The sequence below is a fragment of the Aeromonas sp. R7-4 genome, from assembly GCF_040908055.1.
GTDB lineage: Bacteria > Pseudomonadota > Gammaproteobacteria > Enterobacterales > Aeromonadaceae > Aeromonas > Aeromonas sanarellii.
Window position 1 is genome coordinate 32,636 of record NZ_JBFODA010000031.1, and the last position, 15,288, is coordinate 47,923.

Sequence of the window (15,288 nt, forward strand, 5' to 3'; positions counted from 1 at the left end):
GGCTCGGACTGCATACGCAATAAAGGGAACCATATGACTGCAATAACCATCTACCACAACCCTGCCTGCGGCACCTCCCGCAATACGCTGGCGCTTATCCGCAACTCAGGGGTTGAACCGACCGTTATCCACTATCTGGAGACACCGCCGAGCCGTGAAACCCTGATCGCACTCATTGCCGCCATGGCCATGCCGGTGCGCGAGCTGCTGCGTCGGAACGTGACCCCTTACGAGGCATTGGGGCTGGCCGAGGAGAGGTTCAGCGACGAGGAACTGATCGACGCCATGCTGGCCCATCCCATCCTGATCAACCGGCCCATCGTGGTGACGCCGCTGGGCACCAAGCTGTGCCGCCCGTCCGAAGTGGTGCTGGGCATACTGCCCAACCCCCAGCGAGGGGCCTTCACCAAGGAAGATGGTGAGCAGGTGGTGGACGCCCAGGGCAAGCGCATCCTGTGACCCTGATGCCCTGATCGGGGCTGCACTGGCGATATGACGAACCTGGCTGGTCCTGGGTCCGTTGCCTTATCGAGGCGTTGCTGGCATCGATCTTTATCAGGGGGGCTGGGAGTGCAGCTACGAAGAGACAAGGTCGAGGTGATCTGTACGGGGCTTTTCGACAGCTATGCCCCAGTCTGCTCGGTATGAGGACACTATTGCCGATCTCTGGTGGTAGGTCTGTGCATCAAAGTCTGGTTGGCGTGCCGTTAGGGGACCGCTACTTTGCAAGTCGTCAATAGCAGAGCCCCTTGCCGTTAGGCAAGGGGCTCTGTCGTCACAGGAGATGCCGGGTAAACCGTTATGACTGCACCGAAGGAGCTAGCACCATGGGCCCGGCTACCGCACGGGCGGTTTCATCGCCGCGCAGCACCCGCACCAGTTCGAGGGCGAACTCGATGGCGGTGCCCGGGCCCTGACTGGTGATCAGGTGATGGTCGTCGTCCCGTACCACCCGTGCCGCGCTCAGCTGCGCCGCAGGCAGGCGGGCCTGAAAGCCGGGATGGCAGGTGACGCTGGCATCCCCCAGCAAGCCGTGATGGTGCAGCACCACGGCGGGGGCGGCGCAGATGGCCGCACGCCAGCGGCCGAGCTGGGCCTGTTCTCTCAGCAGGTCGATGGCGAGGGGGGTGTCGCGGATCACTTCGCTGCCGGGCAGCCCGCCGGGCACGACCATGGCTTCGAAGTCACGGCTGGTCAGCTCGTCGAGGTGGCAATCCGCCACCAGCTGCACGCCGCGAGAGGCGCGGATCTGGCGCTGCCCCGCCGGACAGCAGGAGGCCAGCACCACCTCCATTCCCCCGCGCACCAGGGTGTCGACGATGGCGACCGTCTCTATCTCTTCCGACCCGGGGGCCACCAATACCAGTACGCTCATCCTGCACTCCTCCGCCGCCCGCACTCCCGGGCTCAGCGTTTCTCTTTGACGGCCTGATAGAGGCCCTGGTTGACCGGTACCGCGATGCCGTGCGCCGCGGCCTTGCCGAGCAGGAAGCCGGTGATGGCCTCGATCTCGGTCTCTCGGCCCTGCTCCATGTCCTGATACATGGAAGAGTAATTGTCGGCGGTGAGCTCCACCACCGTCATGACCCGGCGCAGCAGCTCATCGCTGCCGGTCGGCTGGCCTTCGGCCTGCATCACGTCCGCCACTTCCACGCAGATCTGCTGCAAGACGTCGGCAAAGCGCGGGCCTGCCAGCTCGCCATTCTTGAGTCGATACAGGGCGGTGAGGGGATTGATGGCGCAGTTGACGGCGAGTTTCTGCCACTGGCGGGTCAGGATCTGCTCATCCCAGCCGGCCTGGCCGAGGGCGCGAGCGAGCTCGTCCGCCAGATGGGCACAGGAGCGGGCCGCCTCATTGACGGGGCCGAGCCAGGTCTCCCCCTTGCCGGTGTGGCGGAACACGAAGTGGCCGCTCTGCAGGGCGCCGTGGCTGGTGACGCCGGCGATGACAGGATTGTGGGGGAAAAGGGCCGCCACCCGTTCGGCGATCCCCATGCCGTTGTGCAGCAGTACGATGGGAACCCCTGCCGCCAGTTGCCCGACCAGGGGGGTGAGGGCCGAAATGACCTGCCCCGCCTTGGTCATCACCAGCAGGCGTCTGATGGGGCCTGGCTTGTCGATGAAGGCGCGCTCGATGGCAAGGAGCTGGGTATGGCCGTCGAGGGAGGTGAAGTCGATGCCGGGGTGCAGGGTGGCACGGTGCCGCTCGCGCAGCAGGATGCGCGTCGGTTGGCCGCTTAGGGTCAACAGGGAGGCGAAGACGCCACCCAGGGCGCCGCAGCCCAGCAAGGTCCACTCGGGAGAGACGGGGTGACGGCGGGTTTTCAGGTTGTTGTCGCGTAATCCGCTTGGCATGGAGAGGCTCGATCAGGGTAAGGGCTGCAATCCGGTCAACCGCCTACCGGGATAAGGGAAGATGTCGCTGGTGGACACCAAGAACCGGTTCATGATCTTGCTGAGAGGTTGTGTTCAAGGCTCATGCGCGGCCCGCTTATGTGAAACCGGAAGCTCATGCATTCATATACACTCCGGTTCCTGCGGCGCTCTTCACCGAGTTTCCCGATCTCTCGCGACAGATCCTGAACGGGTTCTAACGGGTCTCACCATTCCTGTGCGCAGGGGATTCTAGCAGAGCAGTCCCATCGAAATCAGCAAATTTGCCCGTTTTCTGGTAGATTTGCCCACCGATAAGCACAACCTGAAGCACAGCATGAGGAGCCCGGCTATGCCGTCATTCGATATTGTCTCTGAAGTCAAAATGAACGAGGTGTTGAACGCCGTCGATAACGCCAATCGTGAACTGGCGACCCGTTTCGATTTTCGTGGCGTGGAAGCCAGCTTCGAATTGAACAAGGAAGAGGTGAAGCTGGAGGCCGACGCCGACTTCCAGCTCAAGCAGATGGTCGAGATCCTGCGCGGCGCCCTGCTCAAGCGCAACATCGAGAACAGTTCCATGGACGTGGGTGACAGCGTTCACTCCGGCAAGCGTTTCCACCTGACCGTGAAATTCAAGCAGGGGATCGACAAGGAAGTCGCCAAGAAGCTGGTGAAGCTGATCAAGGACTCCAAGATCAAGGTGCAGGCCGCGATCCAGGGCGACGAGGTGCGGGTCACCGGCAAGAAGCGCGACGATCTGCAGGAGACCATGGCCCTGGTGCGTGGTGCCGAGCTGGGTCAGCCGATGCAGTTCCAGAACTTCCGCGACTAATGGTGGACGGGGAGGGCTCGGTCCTCCCCATTGTCACGGCAAAGAGGTCGGCGAAGGCGCCATAAAAAAACCGGAGCGGCTGCTCCGGTTTTTTGTTTCTGCGTAACCCGTTCGATTAGAACTTGTAGGTCACGGAGAAGTAGTGGCCAAAACCAGTGGTCTTCAAACCGTAGGAACCGTTCTGGATGCCGTAGATGTCGTTGAAGTACTTCAGGCCGTAACCGACGGCGTAGCGGTCGGAGTGCCAGTACAGGCCGTTGAACATGGCGGTACCGTCGGTGGAAGTGTCCTTGGCATCAAACAGGTGATCCAGGTAACCCTGATAGGCTACGAAGCTGCCGTTGGAGAAGGTGTAGAAAGGCTTGAACCAGTTCATGGAGAACTGATAGCCGTTCCAGCCCTGCTCGCCACCGCCTTCGTTGACGTGACGGGCATACAGGTTCATGCCGACTTTACCGAACCAGGGCACTTGTACGTCTGCACCCAGACCGGTCATGGCTTCAAACAGACCATCCGGACCACCCACGTTGATCAGGTTGGCGATGTAGACTTCCTGCACCGGGCCGAAGGAGAGATCTTTGCCGGTCATGGCATCGATGGAGATACGCGGTGCGAACTTGATGAACAGGTTGTCCTGGTTGTGCTTGTCGTCGTGACGGTTCTGGAAGATGTCGAACACGTCGACGTAACCGTACAGATCGAAGATACCGGAACGGCCACCAAACTCCATTTCGAAGTAGGTATCGTTGTAGCCACCTTCGGACTCAGCGTAGGGCAGCTGGTCGATGGTGTGCATCACGTTGAACTGGAACCACTTGTAGTCGTTCTTGTGGATGTCGCCGCTGTAATCGGCAGCCAGGGCCGGAGTGGCGGAGGCAGCCAGCAGACCGGCAGCGATCAGAGTCTTGGTAAATTTGGCCATTTTATTGGTCTCTTGTGCGTTAGTTGAGGTTTTCCGTAGCCTGCCCACAAGGAGCGGAAGGGATTCTAGCCAAATAAATTCAACGGATAAACAAGAGCCAGGGAACTTTGTCAGGATTTGTGAATCTAATCACCCCCAAAAATCCGCAAACGCTTGCTATTTGTTCGTTTCTGGTGACAAAGCACTGCCTCGTTTGGCAACCATAATGATCAGTATCATCACCGGAATGCCGAGCAGGCTGGTGCCGATGAAGAAGTGGCTGTAGCCGATCAGCTCGACCACCCGACCGGAGAAACCCGCAAGCAGCTTGGGCAGCAGCAGCATGATGGAGCTGAACAGCGCGTACTGGGTGGCCGAGAAGGCCACGTTGGTCAGGCTCGACAGATAGGTCACAAACGCAGCCGTCGCGATGCCGGCGCTGAGGTTGTCCAGCGAGATGATGAGGGTCAGCAGCTCCAGGTTGTGGCCCACCTCGTTGAGCAGGGCGAACAGCAGGTTGGTGCTGGCGGTCAGCACGGCGCCGAGGAACAGGATGCGCAGGGTGCCGAAGCGCATCACCAGCACCCCACCGAGCGCCGCCCCCACCAGCGTCATGATGACGCCGTACACCTTGGTGATGGTGGCCACTTCCGTCTTGCTGAATTGCAGGTCCACGTAGAAGCTGTTGGACATCACCCCCATCACCACGTCCGAGATGCGATAGCAGGCGATAAGCCCGAGGATCAGCAGGGCCGAGGAGCCGTAGCGGCGGAAGAAGTCGGCGAAGGGACACCAGATGGCCTCGTAGGTCCAGGCTCCCAGCCCGGCCAGCGTGGACGACCATCCCCGCTCCAGCAGCAACGCCTTGCGTGCCATCTGCTGCTCGTCCTGACCCTTGAGATCGATATCCGGCTCGTGACTGACTAGGGTGGTGATGACGCCGAGGGACATCAGGCCCCCCATCAGCAGATAGGTAAGCTGCCAGCCGCGATAGTCATAGCCGCTGTTGCTGCCGAGCCAGGCGGCCAGCGCCAGGGCCCCGGCACCGGCCATGATCATGGCGAGCCGGTAACCCGTCATGTAGGAGGCCGCCATGGCCGCCTGCAGCCGCTCCGGTGCAGACTCTATACGATAGGCGTCGATGACGATGTCCTGGGTGGCGGAGGCGAAGGCCACCAGCAGGGCGAACAGGGCGAGCTGGGCGAGCTGGGTCTTGGGATCGCAATAGGCCATGCCGACCAGGGAGAGCGCGATCAGCACCTGGGAGAGCAGCATCCAGCTGCGCCGCCGCCCCAGCAGCCGTGAAAGTAGGGGCAGGGGCAGTCGATCCACCAGGGGTGACCATATCCACTTGAATCCGTATGCCAGCGCCACCCAGCTCATGTAGCCGATGTCGGTCAGGCTGACATCCGCCTCGCGCAACCAGAACGACAGGGTGCCAAAGACCAGCAGCAGCGGCAGGCCGGAGGAGAATCCCATGGCAAACAGGATGAGCACCCGCGCTTCCAGATAGACGGCGAGGGCATCTCGCCAGCTGGTGGCACGGCCCGGGGTATGGCTGGGCGGGCTGAGATTGTTCAACTGCCTGACTCCTCTGGGAAAAGGGGGTCATTTTGTCAGGTTCGCGCGGCCTAGCCAAGGCAAGCCGAACGGGACGGGCAGGATTCAGGGGCGCGAGCCGATGCAGTGGCCCGGGCAGGGACCCTCGGCGGCGAGAAAATTGGCGCAGGCCATCAGCTGCAGGCGCAGCCAGGTCTCGCTGATGAGTTGCTGTTCATCCCACAGGTGCAGGCTGTGCAGCAGGTGCCAGAATACGCCCTCCTGTTCGCTGGCGGGGGCCTTGTCCAGGGGGATGACGGGGAGGGCCTGCCAGAGGGAGAGGAGCTGCCAGCTCAAGTCTTCCAGCTGGTGATAGGGGATTTCCCGTGCCAGGAAATGACGGACCGCCTGGGCCAGCGGGTCGGCGTGTTGGGCTATGTAATCGTGACAGGTCACCGGTTCCTCCTGGCTCAGTCGCTGCATCTCCCGCAAACCTCGGGCAAGGGCTGAGTATAGAAAAGGAGACCGGTGACCCGTTCATGGGGGCGGCGGAGTGTGATCCGGCGCGCGTTATTTGTCCGCCAGCAGCACCACTTTTTTCAGGATGATGGGGCTGGTGGGCACGTCGTTGGCGCGCAGGATGGAGCTGTAGCCCGTCTGGACCTGGGCCAGCTTGTCCAGCACCTCCATGCCCTGCACCACCTGGCCGAACACGGTGTAACCGGCACCGGCATTGGCGTTGAGGTTGTCGTTGTCCACCAGGTTGAAGTAGAACTGGCGAGTGGCGCTGTCGACTGCCTGGGTGCGGGCCATGGCGATGCTGCCGCGCTTGTTGGGCAGGCCGCCCCTGGACTCGTTGACCACGGGATCGAAGGTCGGCAACGGCTGGAACTGCTGATTGTAGCCCCCGCCCTGTACCACGAAGTTCTGGATCACCCGGTGGAAGAGGCTGCCGTCATAGCTGCCGTCCGCCACGTAGCGCAGGAAGTTCTTCACCGTCTGCGGCGCCTGCTTGGGAGCCAGCTCGACCACTATGGTGCCATGATTGGTCTCCATCTGGACCTTTTGGCCGGCAAAGGCCAGGGGGGCGATCAGGGTGATCAGTAACCAGAGTTTCTTCATCTATATGTCCTCGCTCAGCTCGGCTGACCCTTGAGATAGCCGCGCAGCGCCTCGTCGGCCATGATCTGCTGCAGCACGCTGCCCAGTTGCTGGTTCAGGGTGGACTCCAGATCCGCCATGCTCGGCTCACCCGGGCCTTCCTTGCTGGAGGACATGTTGAACTGCTTGGTCAGCTTGCTGCCCTGGAAGTCGGCGATCACCTGCAGGCTGACGCGGGACTTGGTGACATAGGTGAAGGTCTTCTCTTCCACGGTGACGGCGGCGGTGGAGATGGCCAGGGTCAGGTTGGTGGTGCCGCTGTTGCCCACTTCCAGCCCCTGGCTGCGCAGCCCTTCCGCCAGTTTTTCCGCCAGCAGGCTGTTGAGGGGCTGGCTGCTGTTGACCAGCACGGGGGCCTTCTCTTTCTTCTTGATGGAGAAGACGTAGGCGGCCTCGCGCTTGTCCACCCCTTCCATGGTGATGCGGTTGCCTGAGTAGTACTGCTGGTTGGAGGGGATGATTTGCGGGTTGAGCAGGGCGCTCTCCGGCCAGTGGGTGGCACAACCACCCAGCACCAGGGCGGCCAGCAGCAAGAGTGACTTTTTCATCATGGGTTTCCTTTGGCTTTAGCTTCAGCGTTTGATGGCTTTCAAAATAACGAATTTGCTGTTCGACGCAACGACTTGTGCGTTGCCAAACAGGCGCTTGAGTTTGTTGTGATAGTCCAGGTGACGGTTGCCTACTATCCAGAGTTCCCCCCCCTGAGGCAACACCCGGTGCGCATCGGTGAACATCTGCCAGGCGATGTGATCGGTGATCGCCTGCAACTGATGGAACGGCGGGTTGCAGAGGATGCGATCCGCCGAGCCGGCCGGCACGCCGTCGAGACAGTTGTTGACCAGGAAGTGGGCGCGGGGCAGGGCATCCGGCAGGTTGTGCTCGACGTTCAGCCGCGCCGAGGCGACCGCCATATAGGACTCGTCGATGAAGGTCACCTCTACCTCGCTGTCCTTGGCCAATAGCGAAAGCCCGAGCACGCCGTTGCCACAGCCCAGATCGATCACCCTGCGGGCACTGTGGGTGGGCAGGTTGTCCAGCATGAAGCGGGCACCGATATCCAGACTGGTGCGGGAAAACACGTTGGCATGGTTGTGGATCAGCATGCCGCTGCCCTCCAGCGGCCAGACGGTCGGGAAGGGGTTGGGCAGGGGCGGGCGCTCGGCGGCCGGCGTGCAGTGGATGAGCCGTGCCTTCTTCCAGGCGAGCGAGGTGCGGGTCTCGCCCAGATACTTCTCGAACAGCTTGAGGGTGGAGGTGTGAATGTCCTTGGCCTTGCCGGCGGCCAGGATGCGGGTCGCCGGCGTGACCACCTGGCGCAGCGCCAGGAGTTGCTGCTCCAGCAGCGCCTGGTACTTGGAAACCTTGATCACCACCAGAGCCGGGGCATCGGGCAGTGGTGCCAGGGCATCCTGCAGGCGGATGGCATCGGGATCCAGGCCATTTTCCGCCAGGTTGGCCAGGGTCGCCCGCTCGCTGACATGGGAATCGGTCACGCAGACGGGGGCGTGGGCGTGCAGGAAGGCCGCCAGGGCGCCGAAGCCGTCGTTCATGATGATGACGGGACCATCAGGTGCTTGCTGCGATTCGGCAAGCTCATTGATCAGATACTCGTCCGCCGCATCCCAGGCCTGCAGGGGATCCTGGTTCTGCCGCGGGTAACGGTACAGGGTCAGGCGGCAGTGGGCCGTGTCGAGCAGGGTTTGCATAGGCAGGAGTCCAACATTGTGGTTGATGAATGGCGACCGTCTGCCCCGTATTGCCCGGCAGCGGTGAACGTGGCGCTATTCTAGCGGCGACGGAGAAATTCACCAGCCCGGTGCGACCGGGGGATGGCCAAATCCCTCACGCCTGATGCATCCGGCAGGCAACCCTGGCTACAATGGCGGGACATTAATGGCCGGACATTCGACGAGGAGTCTTCACCGTGAGCATGCAACAGCAGATAGAGGCCAAGCTGGCCGCCGCCCTCTCCCCCAGCCACCTGGAGGTGATCAACGAGAGCTATATGCACAGGGTATCACCTGGGTCTGAAAGCCATTTCAAGGTGGTGGTGGTGAGCCAGGCGTTCGAGGGGCAGCGCCTGCTGGGGCGCCATCGCCAGGTCAATGCCGTGCTGGCCGAGGAGCTGGCGGGCGTCATCCATGCGCTGGCGTTGCATACCTATACACAAGCCGAGTGGCTGGCCCGGGAGCAGGCCCCCAAGACGCCGGGCTGTGTCAGCAAATCCCCCTTTGCGTGAATCATTGACCTTTTGATTACTCAATCCTCGACCAATTAACAGAATCATCACGAGCGGATCGCCCCAGGCGGGCAAGAGGAGGATTATTTTTTCTAATCCTTCTCCGCACACCCCAAAAAAATACCCCTATAGGGTTAGCTTTGCGAAAAATCCTTTAAAACCACGGGTTGCAGGGGCGGAGGGAAAATATTCATTGAAGGTTAATTTTGTGATAGGGCGGGGATTTTCCCCATTTGGCGTGGCGGCAAACTTGCCTAAGGTGGTAAACTCAGGCGCTTTTGAATGATCCTGTATGTTGCTGATTTGTTTGTTTTCTCGACAGTTTGTCGCGATATGGACGGGCTCATTCAACAACTCGTCGTGATGTATTTCTCGGCGCTAACCAACCTGTCTTCCCTTAACGGTAGTGCAAGTGAGTATGATTACAATTAAAAGAGGACTGGACATCCCCGTGCTGGGTGCTCCGGAGCAAGTAATCTACGATGGCCCGGCCATCACCCGTGTTGCTACACTCGGCGAAGAGTTCGTGGGGATGCGTCCTACTATGTTTGTCAAAGTAGGTGATCGCGTCATTAAAGGTCAGGAGCTCTTCGAAGATAAGAAGAATCCCGGCGTTAAATTCACGGCCCCTGCCACCGGTGTGGTTTCTGAGATCAACCGTGGTGCCAAGCGTGTTCTGCAATCCGTTGTCATCGACATCGATGGCTCTGACGAGCAGGTGACCTTCGAGCACTTTGCCTCCGCCGAGCTGCCCAAGCTCGAGCGCAGCAAGGTGCAGGAGATCCTGGTCGCATCGGGCCAATGGACCGCGTTGCGTACCCGTCCGTTCAGCAAGGTGCCGGCCCTGGGTTCAGCCCCGCGCGCCATCTTCGTCACCGCCATGGACACCAATCCGCTGGCCGCCAGTGCGGAGCTGATCATCAAGGAACAGGCCCAGGCCTTCCTCGACGGTCTGGCCGTGCTGACCCGCCTGACCGACGGCACAGTCCACGTCTGCAAGGGCGAAGGCAGCCTGCCGCACTCCTCCCTGGCCCAGGTCAAGGAAGCCGTGTTCGTCGGCCCGCACCCCGCCGGTCTGCCGGGCACCCACATCCACTTCCTGGATCCGGTCGGTGCCAACAAGGTGCAGTGGCACATCAACTACCAGGACGTGATCGCCTACGGCAAACTGTTCACCTCCGGCCAGATCTTCACCAACAAGGTGATCTCCCTGGCCGGCCCGAACGTGATCAAGCCGCGCCTGCTGCGCACCCGCCTCGGTGCCTGCCTCAGCCAGCTCACCAACAACGAGCTGCGCGCCGATGAAAACCGCGTCATCTCCGGTTCCCTGCTGAGCGGTGCCAAGGCCGAAGGGGTCCATGACTACCTGGGTCGCTTCCACAACCAGGTGAGCGTGCTGGGCGAAGGTCGCGAGAAAGAGTTCCTGGGCTGGGTCAAACCCAGTGCCAGCAAGTTCTCCATCACCCGTACCACCCTCTCTCATCTGATGAAGGGCAAACTCATCAACTTCACTACCACCACCAACGGTAGTGATCGCTCCATGGTGCCTATCGGCAACTATGAGCGCGTGATGCCGCTCGACATCCTGCCGACCCTGCTGCTGCGGGATCTGATCTCCGGCGACACCGACAGCGCGCAGGCGCTCGGCTGCCTGGAGCTGGATGAGGAAGATCTGGCGCTCTGTACCTTCGTCTGCCCCGGCAAGACAGAGTACGGCCCGGTCTTGCGTGAGTGCCTGACCAAGATAGAACTGGAAGGTTAAGCGATGAGTTTCAAGCAACTTCTTGAAAATATGGAACATCACTTCGAGCCGGGTGGCAAGTACGCCAAGTACTATGCCCTGTTCGAAGCGGCGTACACCCTGTTTTATACCCCGGGTTCCGTGACCCGCAATGCCGCCCACGTCCGTGACGCCATCGATCTGAAGCGCATGATGATCATGGTGTGGCTGGCCGTGTTCCCGGCCATGTTCTGGGGCATGTACAACGTCGGCAACCAGGCCATCGCCGCCATCGCCCACCTGGGCACGGCAGCCGGTGCCGATTCCTGGCAATACGCCCTGGCTACCCTGTTTGGTGCCTCGCTGGATCCGGCCGTGGCCGGCATCGGCAGCAAGATGCTGATCGGTGCTGCCCACTTCCTGCCCATCTACCTGACCGTGTTCCTGGTCGGTGGCTTCTGGGAAGTGCTGTTCGCCATGGTGCGCAAGCACGAGATCAACGAAGGCTTCTTCGTGACCTCCATCCTGTTCGCGCTGATCGTGCCGCCCGAGCTGCCCCTGTGGCAAGCTGCCCTGGGTATCACCTTCGGTGTGGTGCTGGCCAAGGAAGTGTTCGGTGGTACCGGCAAGAACTTCCTGAACCCGGCGCTGGCGGGTCGTGCCTTCCTGTTCTTCGCCTACCCGGGTCAGATCTCTGGTGATGCGGTCTGGGTCGCCGTCGACGGCTTCTCCGGCGCCACCGCGCTGAGCCAGTGGGCACAGGGTGGCCAGATGGCGCTGATCAACGGTGCCACCGGCGAGGCCATCAGCTGGATGGACGCCTTCCTCGGCAACCTGCCGGGTTCCATCGGTGAAGTCTCCACCCTGATGATCCTCATCGGCGCGGCCATGATCGTCTACATGCGTATCGCCTCCTGGCGCATCATCGCCGGCGTCATGGTGGGCATGGTAGCGACCTCCCTGCTGTTCAACGTCATCGGCTCCGATACCAACCCCATGTTCAACATGCCGTGGCACTGGCACCTGGTGCTGGGTGGCTTCGCGTTCGGCATGGCCTTCATGGCGACCGACCCCGTCTCCGCTGCCTTCACCAACAAGGGCAAGTGGTGGTACGGCGCCCTGATCGGGGTGATGGTGGTGCTGATCCGGGTCGTGAACCCCGCGTTCCCGGAAGGCATGATGCTGGCCATTCTGTTTGCCAACCTGTTTGCCCCCCTGTTTGACCATTTCGTGGCGCAGGCGAACATCAAGCGGAGGATCGCACGTGGCGTTTAATAAAGACTCTACTACCGGCACTCTCGCCGTAGTGACTGGTCTGTGTCTGGTCTGCTCCATCGTGGTCTCCGTGGCCGCCGTGGGTCTGCGTCCGGCCCAGCTGGAAAACAAGGCGCTGGACAAGCAAAGCAACATCCTGTCCGTCGCCGGCGTCGACATCAGCGCCGTGGCCAAGCGCGACCTTGCCAAGCTGTATGGCGACAAGATTGAGGCGCGTCTGGTCGATCTGGCCACCGGCGAGTTCGTCGACGGCGATGCCGACAACTTCGACACCAAGCTGGCGGCGAAAGACCCGGCCAAGAGCATTCGTCTGGCCCCGGCCGACGACAAGGCCGGCCTGCGTCAAATCTCCAAGCTGGTCCCCGTGTTCTTCGCGAAAGACGCCGAAGGCAAGGTCGACAACATCATTCTGCCGATCTACGGCCAGGGTCTGTGGTCCACCATGTATGCCTTCGTGGCGGTCGCGGCCGACGGCCAGACCATCAAGGGCATCACCTACTATGACCACGGCGAGACCCCGGGTCTGGGCGGCGAGATCGAGAACCCGGCCTGGCGCGAGCTGTTCGTCGGCAAGAAGCTGTTCGATCAGGATGGCCAGCCGGCGCTGCGGGTGATCAAGGGCCATGCTCCGGCTGGCTCCGAGCATGAAATCGACGGCCTGTCTGGTGCAACCCTGACCGGCAATGGTGTACAGCACACCTTCGACTTCTGGATGGGCCCCAAGGCCTTCGGTCCCTTCCTGGCCAAGGTACGTGCAGGAGAAATCAACAATGGCTGACAAGAGCGAAATGAAAAAGTTGCTGTTGACGCCTGTGCTCGGCAACAACCCCATCGCACTGCAGGTGTTGGGGGTCTGTTCCGCGCTGGCCGTTACCAGCCAGATGAAGACGGCGTTCGTGATGACGCTGGCCGTGACCGCGGTCACCGCCTTCTCGAACCTGTTCATCTCCCTGATCCGCAACCAGATCCCGAACAGCGTGCGGATCATCGCCCAGATGGCGGTGATCGCGTCCCTGGTTATCGTGGTTGACCAGGTGCTCAAGGCGTATGCCTACGACATCTCCAAGCAACTGTCGGTGTTCGTTGGCCTCATCATCACCAACTGTATCGTGATGGGTCGTGCCGAAGCCTACGCCATGAAGAGTGCCCCGCTGCCCTCCTTCCTGGACGGCATCGGCAACGGTCTGGGTTATGGCGCCGTGCTGCTGACCGTGGCCACCGTGCGTGAAATCCTGGGCTCCGGCACCTGGTTCGGCATCGAGCTGCTGCCGCTGGTGAACAATGGTGGCTGGTATGTGCCCAACGGCCTGCTGCTGCTGCCGCCGAGTGCGTTCTTCATCATTGGTCTGATCATCTGGGGCGTGCGCACCAAGGATCCCAAGCAGGTGGAGGCGAAGGATTAAGGTATGGAACACTATATCAGTCTGTTGATTCGCTCGATCTTCATCGAGAACCTGGCGCTCTCCTTCTTCCTGGGGATGTGTACCTTCCTGGCGGTGTCCAAGAAGGTCAAGACCGCCATGGGCCTGGGGATTGCCGTTATCGTGGTTCAGACCGTGGCCGTCCCGGCCAACAACCTGATCTACAACTACGTGCTCAAAGACGGCGCCCTGGTGTCCGGTCTGGATCTCAGCTTCCTGAGCTTCATCACCTTCATCGGGGTGATCGCGGCCCTGGTGCAGATCCTGGAGATGGCGCTGGACAAGTATTTCCCGGCCCTCTACAACGCCCTCGGTATCTTCCTGCCGCTCATCACCGTGAACTGCGCCATCTTCGGCGGCGTCTCCTTCATGGTGCAGCGTGACTACAACTTCGTGGAGTCCGTGGTCTATGGCGTGGGATCGGGTGCAGGCTGGATGCTGGCCATCGTCGCGATGGCGGGGATCCGCGAGAAGATGAAGTATTCCGATGTTCCGGAAGGCCTGCGCGGCCTCGGCATCACCTTCATCACCGCGGGTCTGATGGCGCTGGGCTTCATGTCCTTCTCTGGTATTTCCCTGTAATCGGAAAGGAAATATAGATGGAAATTATTTTGGGTGTGGTCATGTTCACCGTGATCCTGCTGGCCTTGGTGGCAGTCATTCTGTTCGCCAAGTCCAAGCTGGTGACCGCCGGTGACGTGACAATCAGCATCAACGGCGACCCGGCCAAGGCTGTGACCAGCCCGGCGGGTGGCAAGCTGCTCGGCGTGCTGGCCGGCAGCGGTATCTTCGTCTCCTCCGCCTGCGGCGGCGGCGGTTCCTGTGGTCAGTGCAAGGTGCGGGTGAAATCCGGCGGCGGCGATATCCTGCCGACCGAGCTGGATCACATCAGCAAGGGCGAAGCCCGTCACGGCGAGCGTCTGGCCTGCCAGGTCACAGTGCGCTCCGACATGGACATCGAGCTGCCGGAAGAGATCTTCGGCGTGAAGAAGTGGGACTGTACCGTCATCTCCAATGACAACAAGGCCACCTTCATCAAGGAGCTCAAGCTGCAGATCCCCGATGGCGAGAGCGTGCCGTTCCGCGCCGGTGGTTATATCCAGATCGAAGCCCCTGCACACCACGTGCAGTACAAGAACTTCGACATTCCCGAGGAGTATCGCGGCGACTGGGATCGCTTCAAGATCTTCGAGCTGGAGTCGAAGGTCAACGAGCCGATCATCCGTGCCTACTCCATGGCGAACTATCCGGAAGAGTTCGGCATCATCATGCTGAACGTGCGGATCGCGACCCCGCCGCCCAGCAACTGGACCGCTCCTCCCGGCCAGATGTCCTCCTACATCTTCAGCCTGAAGGCGGGGGACAAGGTGACCATCTCCGGTCCGTTCGGCGAGTTCTTCGCCAAGGACACCGACGCCGAGATGGTGTTCATCGGCGGTGGTGCGGGCATGGCGCCGATGCGCTCCCACATCTTCGACCAGCTGCGCCGTCTGAAGACCAAGCGCAAGATGAGCTTCTGGTACGGTGCCCGTTCCAAGCGCGAGATGTTCTATGTCGAGGACTTCGACATGCTGGCCGCCGAGAACGACAACTTCCAGTGGCACGTCGCCCTGTCGGATCCGCAACCGGAAGACAACTGGGACGGCTATACCGGCTTCATCCACAACGTGCTCTATGAGAACTACCTCAAGAACCACGAGGCGCCGGAAGATTGCGAGTTCTACATGTGCGGGCCTCCCGTGATGAACGCGGCCGTCATCAACATGCTGAAAAATCTCGGCGTTGAAGACGAAAACATCCTGCTGGATGACTTCGGTGGTTGAT

At 61.1% G+C, this 15,288-nt stretch carries 17 protein-coding genes; 9 read left to right on the forward strand and 8 right to left on the reverse strand.

Translation table 11 applies throughout. The features are described 5' to 3' along the window. Positions 1 to 33: 33 nt before the first annotated feature. Positions 34 to 459, forward strand: a complete 426-nt coding sequence (gene arsC, locus AB5Y72_RS07600; protein WP_202211527.1) for a glutaredoxin-dependent arsenate reductase — start codon at positions 34 to 36, stop codon at positions 457 to 459. A gap of 340 nt (positions 460 to 799) precedes the next feature. Here the strand turns inward: arsC and AB5Y72_RS07605 are convergent, their stop codons facing one another. Together AB5Y72_RS07605 and AB5Y72_RS07610 are read right to left on the reverse strand one after the other, a co-directional pair. After that, entirely contained in the window at positions 800 to 1,375 is a 576-nt protein-coding gene (locus AB5Y72_RS07605; RefSeq protein WP_202211526.1) for a DJ-1 family glyoxalase III, read from the reverse strand. A 32-nt stretch (positions 1,376 to 1,407) separates the two neighbouring features. Next, the gene (locus AB5Y72_RS07610) at positions 1,408 to 2,355 is read right to left on the reverse strand and encodes a 2-dehydropantoate 2-reductase (RefSeq protein ID WP_325781895.1); all 948 of its coding nucleotides are present in this window, start codon (positions 2,353 to 2,355) and stop codon (positions 1,408 to 1,410) included. A 370-nt stretch (positions 2,356 to 2,725) separates the two neighbouring features. Here AB5Y72_RS07610 and AB5Y72_RS07615 point away from each other — a divergent pair, with 370 nt between their 5' ends. Beyond that, positions 2,726 to 3,208, forward strand: a complete 483-nt coding sequence (locus AB5Y72_RS07615; protein WP_005303589.1) for a YajQ family cyclic di-GMP-binding protein — start codon at positions 2,726 to 2,728, stop codon at positions 3,206 to 3,208. Positions 3,209 to 3,323: 115 nt separating this feature from the next. On the opposite strand, the gene AB5Y72_RS07620 is transcribed toward AB5Y72_RS07615, so the two are convergent. The 6 genes from AB5Y72_RS07620 to AB5Y72_RS07645 all read right to left on the reverse strand — a co-directional run bounded on the left by AB5Y72_RS07620 (position 3,324) and on the right by AB5Y72_RS07645 (position 8,515). Further along, complete coding sequence (locus AB5Y72_RS07620; RefSeq protein WP_042074788.1) at positions 3,324 to 4,130, reverse strand: outer membrane protein OmpK; 807 nt, start codon at positions 4,128 to 4,130, stop codon at positions 3,324 to 3,326. Positions 4,131 to 4,286: 156 nt separating this feature from the next. Further along, positions 4,287 to 5,588: an MFS transporter gene (locus tag AB5Y72_RS07625; protein ID WP_325781990.1), complete on the reverse strand. Its 1,302-nt coding sequence runs from the start codon at positions 5,586 to 5,588 to the stop codon at positions 4,287 to 4,289. A 186-nt stretch (positions 5,589 to 5,774) separates the two neighbouring features. Continuing rightward, positions 5,775 to 6,104, reverse strand: coding sequence for a hypothetical protein (locus tag AB5Y72_RS07630; RefSeq protein WP_325781896.1), 330 nt, complete (start codon positions 6,102 to 6,104; stop codon positions 5,775 to 5,777). Positions 6,105 to 6,218: 114 nt separating this feature from the next. After that, positions 6,219 to 6,770 carry a peptidylprolyl isomerase gene (locus AB5Y72_RS07635; protein WP_209793929.1) on the reverse strand — a complete coding sequence of 184 codons (552 nt, stop codon included), beginning with the start codon at positions 6,768 to 6,770 and terminating at the stop codon, positions 6,219 to 6,221. Between the two features lie 14 nt (positions 6,771 to 6,784). Further along, the gene (locus AB5Y72_RS07640) at positions 6,785 to 7,357 is read right to left on the reverse strand and encodes a YajG family lipoprotein (protein WP_042074785.1); all 573 of its coding nucleotides are present in this window, start codon (positions 7,355 to 7,357) and stop codon (positions 6,785 to 6,787) included. A 24-nt stretch (positions 7,358 to 7,381) separates the two neighbouring features. Next, entirely contained in the window at positions 7,382 to 8,515 is a 1,134-nt protein-coding gene (locus AB5Y72_RS07645) for a methyltransferase (protein WP_318161878.1), read from the reverse strand. A gap of 224 nt (positions 8,516 to 8,739) precedes the next feature. Here AB5Y72_RS07645 and AB5Y72_RS07650 point away from each other — a divergent pair, with 224 nt between their 5' ends. The 7 genes from AB5Y72_RS07650 (at position 8,740) to nqrF (ending at position 15,287) form a co-directional block, all read left to right on the forward strand. Beyond that, a complete protein-coding gene (locus AB5Y72_RS07650; RefSeq protein ID WP_202211932.1) occupies positions 8,740 to 9,048 on the forward strand; it encodes a BolA family transcriptional regulator in 309 nt (102 codons plus the stop codon). 418 nt (positions 9,049 to 9,466) lie between these two features. Continuing rightward, positions 9,467 to 10,810 (forward strand): Na(+)-translocating NADH-quinone reductase subunit A, encoded by a 1,344-nt coding sequence (locus tag AB5Y72_RS07655; protein WP_202211521.1) that lies wholly within the window; start codon positions 9,467 to 9,469, stop codon positions 10,808 to 10,810. Positions 10,811 to 10,813: 3 nt separating this feature from the next. Next, positions 10,814 to 12,043: an NADH:ubiquinone reductase (Na(+)-transporting) subunit B gene (locus AB5Y72_RS07660; RefSeq protein ID WP_042074781.1), complete on the forward strand. Its 1,230-nt coding sequence runs from the start codon at positions 10,814 to 10,816 to the stop codon at positions 12,041 to 12,043. Next, entirely contained in the window at positions 12,033 to 12,821 is a 789-nt protein-coding gene (locus AB5Y72_RS07665; protein ID WP_042074780.1) for a Na(+)-translocating NADH-quinone reductase subunit C, read from the forward strand. The genes AB5Y72_RS07660 and AB5Y72_RS07665 overlap by 11 nt, the downstream gene beginning before the upstream one ends. Continuing rightward, positions 12,814 to 13,446, forward strand: coding sequence for an NADH:ubiquinone reductase (Na(+)-transporting) subunit D (locus AB5Y72_RS07670; RefSeq protein WP_005303545.1), 633 nt, complete (start codon positions 12,814 to 12,816; stop codon positions 13,444 to 13,446). Before AB5Y72_RS07665 ends, AB5Y72_RS07670 begins: the two co-directional genes overlap by 8 nt. Positions 13,447 to 13,449: 3 nt before the next feature. After that, positions 13,450 to 14,046, forward strand: coding sequence for an NADH:ubiquinone reductase (Na(+)-transporting) subunit E (gene nqrE, locus AB5Y72_RS07675; protein ID WP_005303538.1), 597 nt, complete (start codon positions 13,450 to 13,452; stop codon positions 14,044 to 14,046). A gap of 17 nt (positions 14,047 to 14,063) precedes the next feature. Next, positions 14,064 to 15,287, forward strand: a complete 1,224-nt coding sequence (gene nqrF / locus AB5Y72_RS07680) for an NADH:ubiquinone reductase (Na(+)-transporting) subunit F (protein ID WP_042074778.1) — start codon at positions 14,064 to 14,066, stop codon at positions 15,285 to 15,287. Position 15,288: the final 1 nt, after the last annotated feature.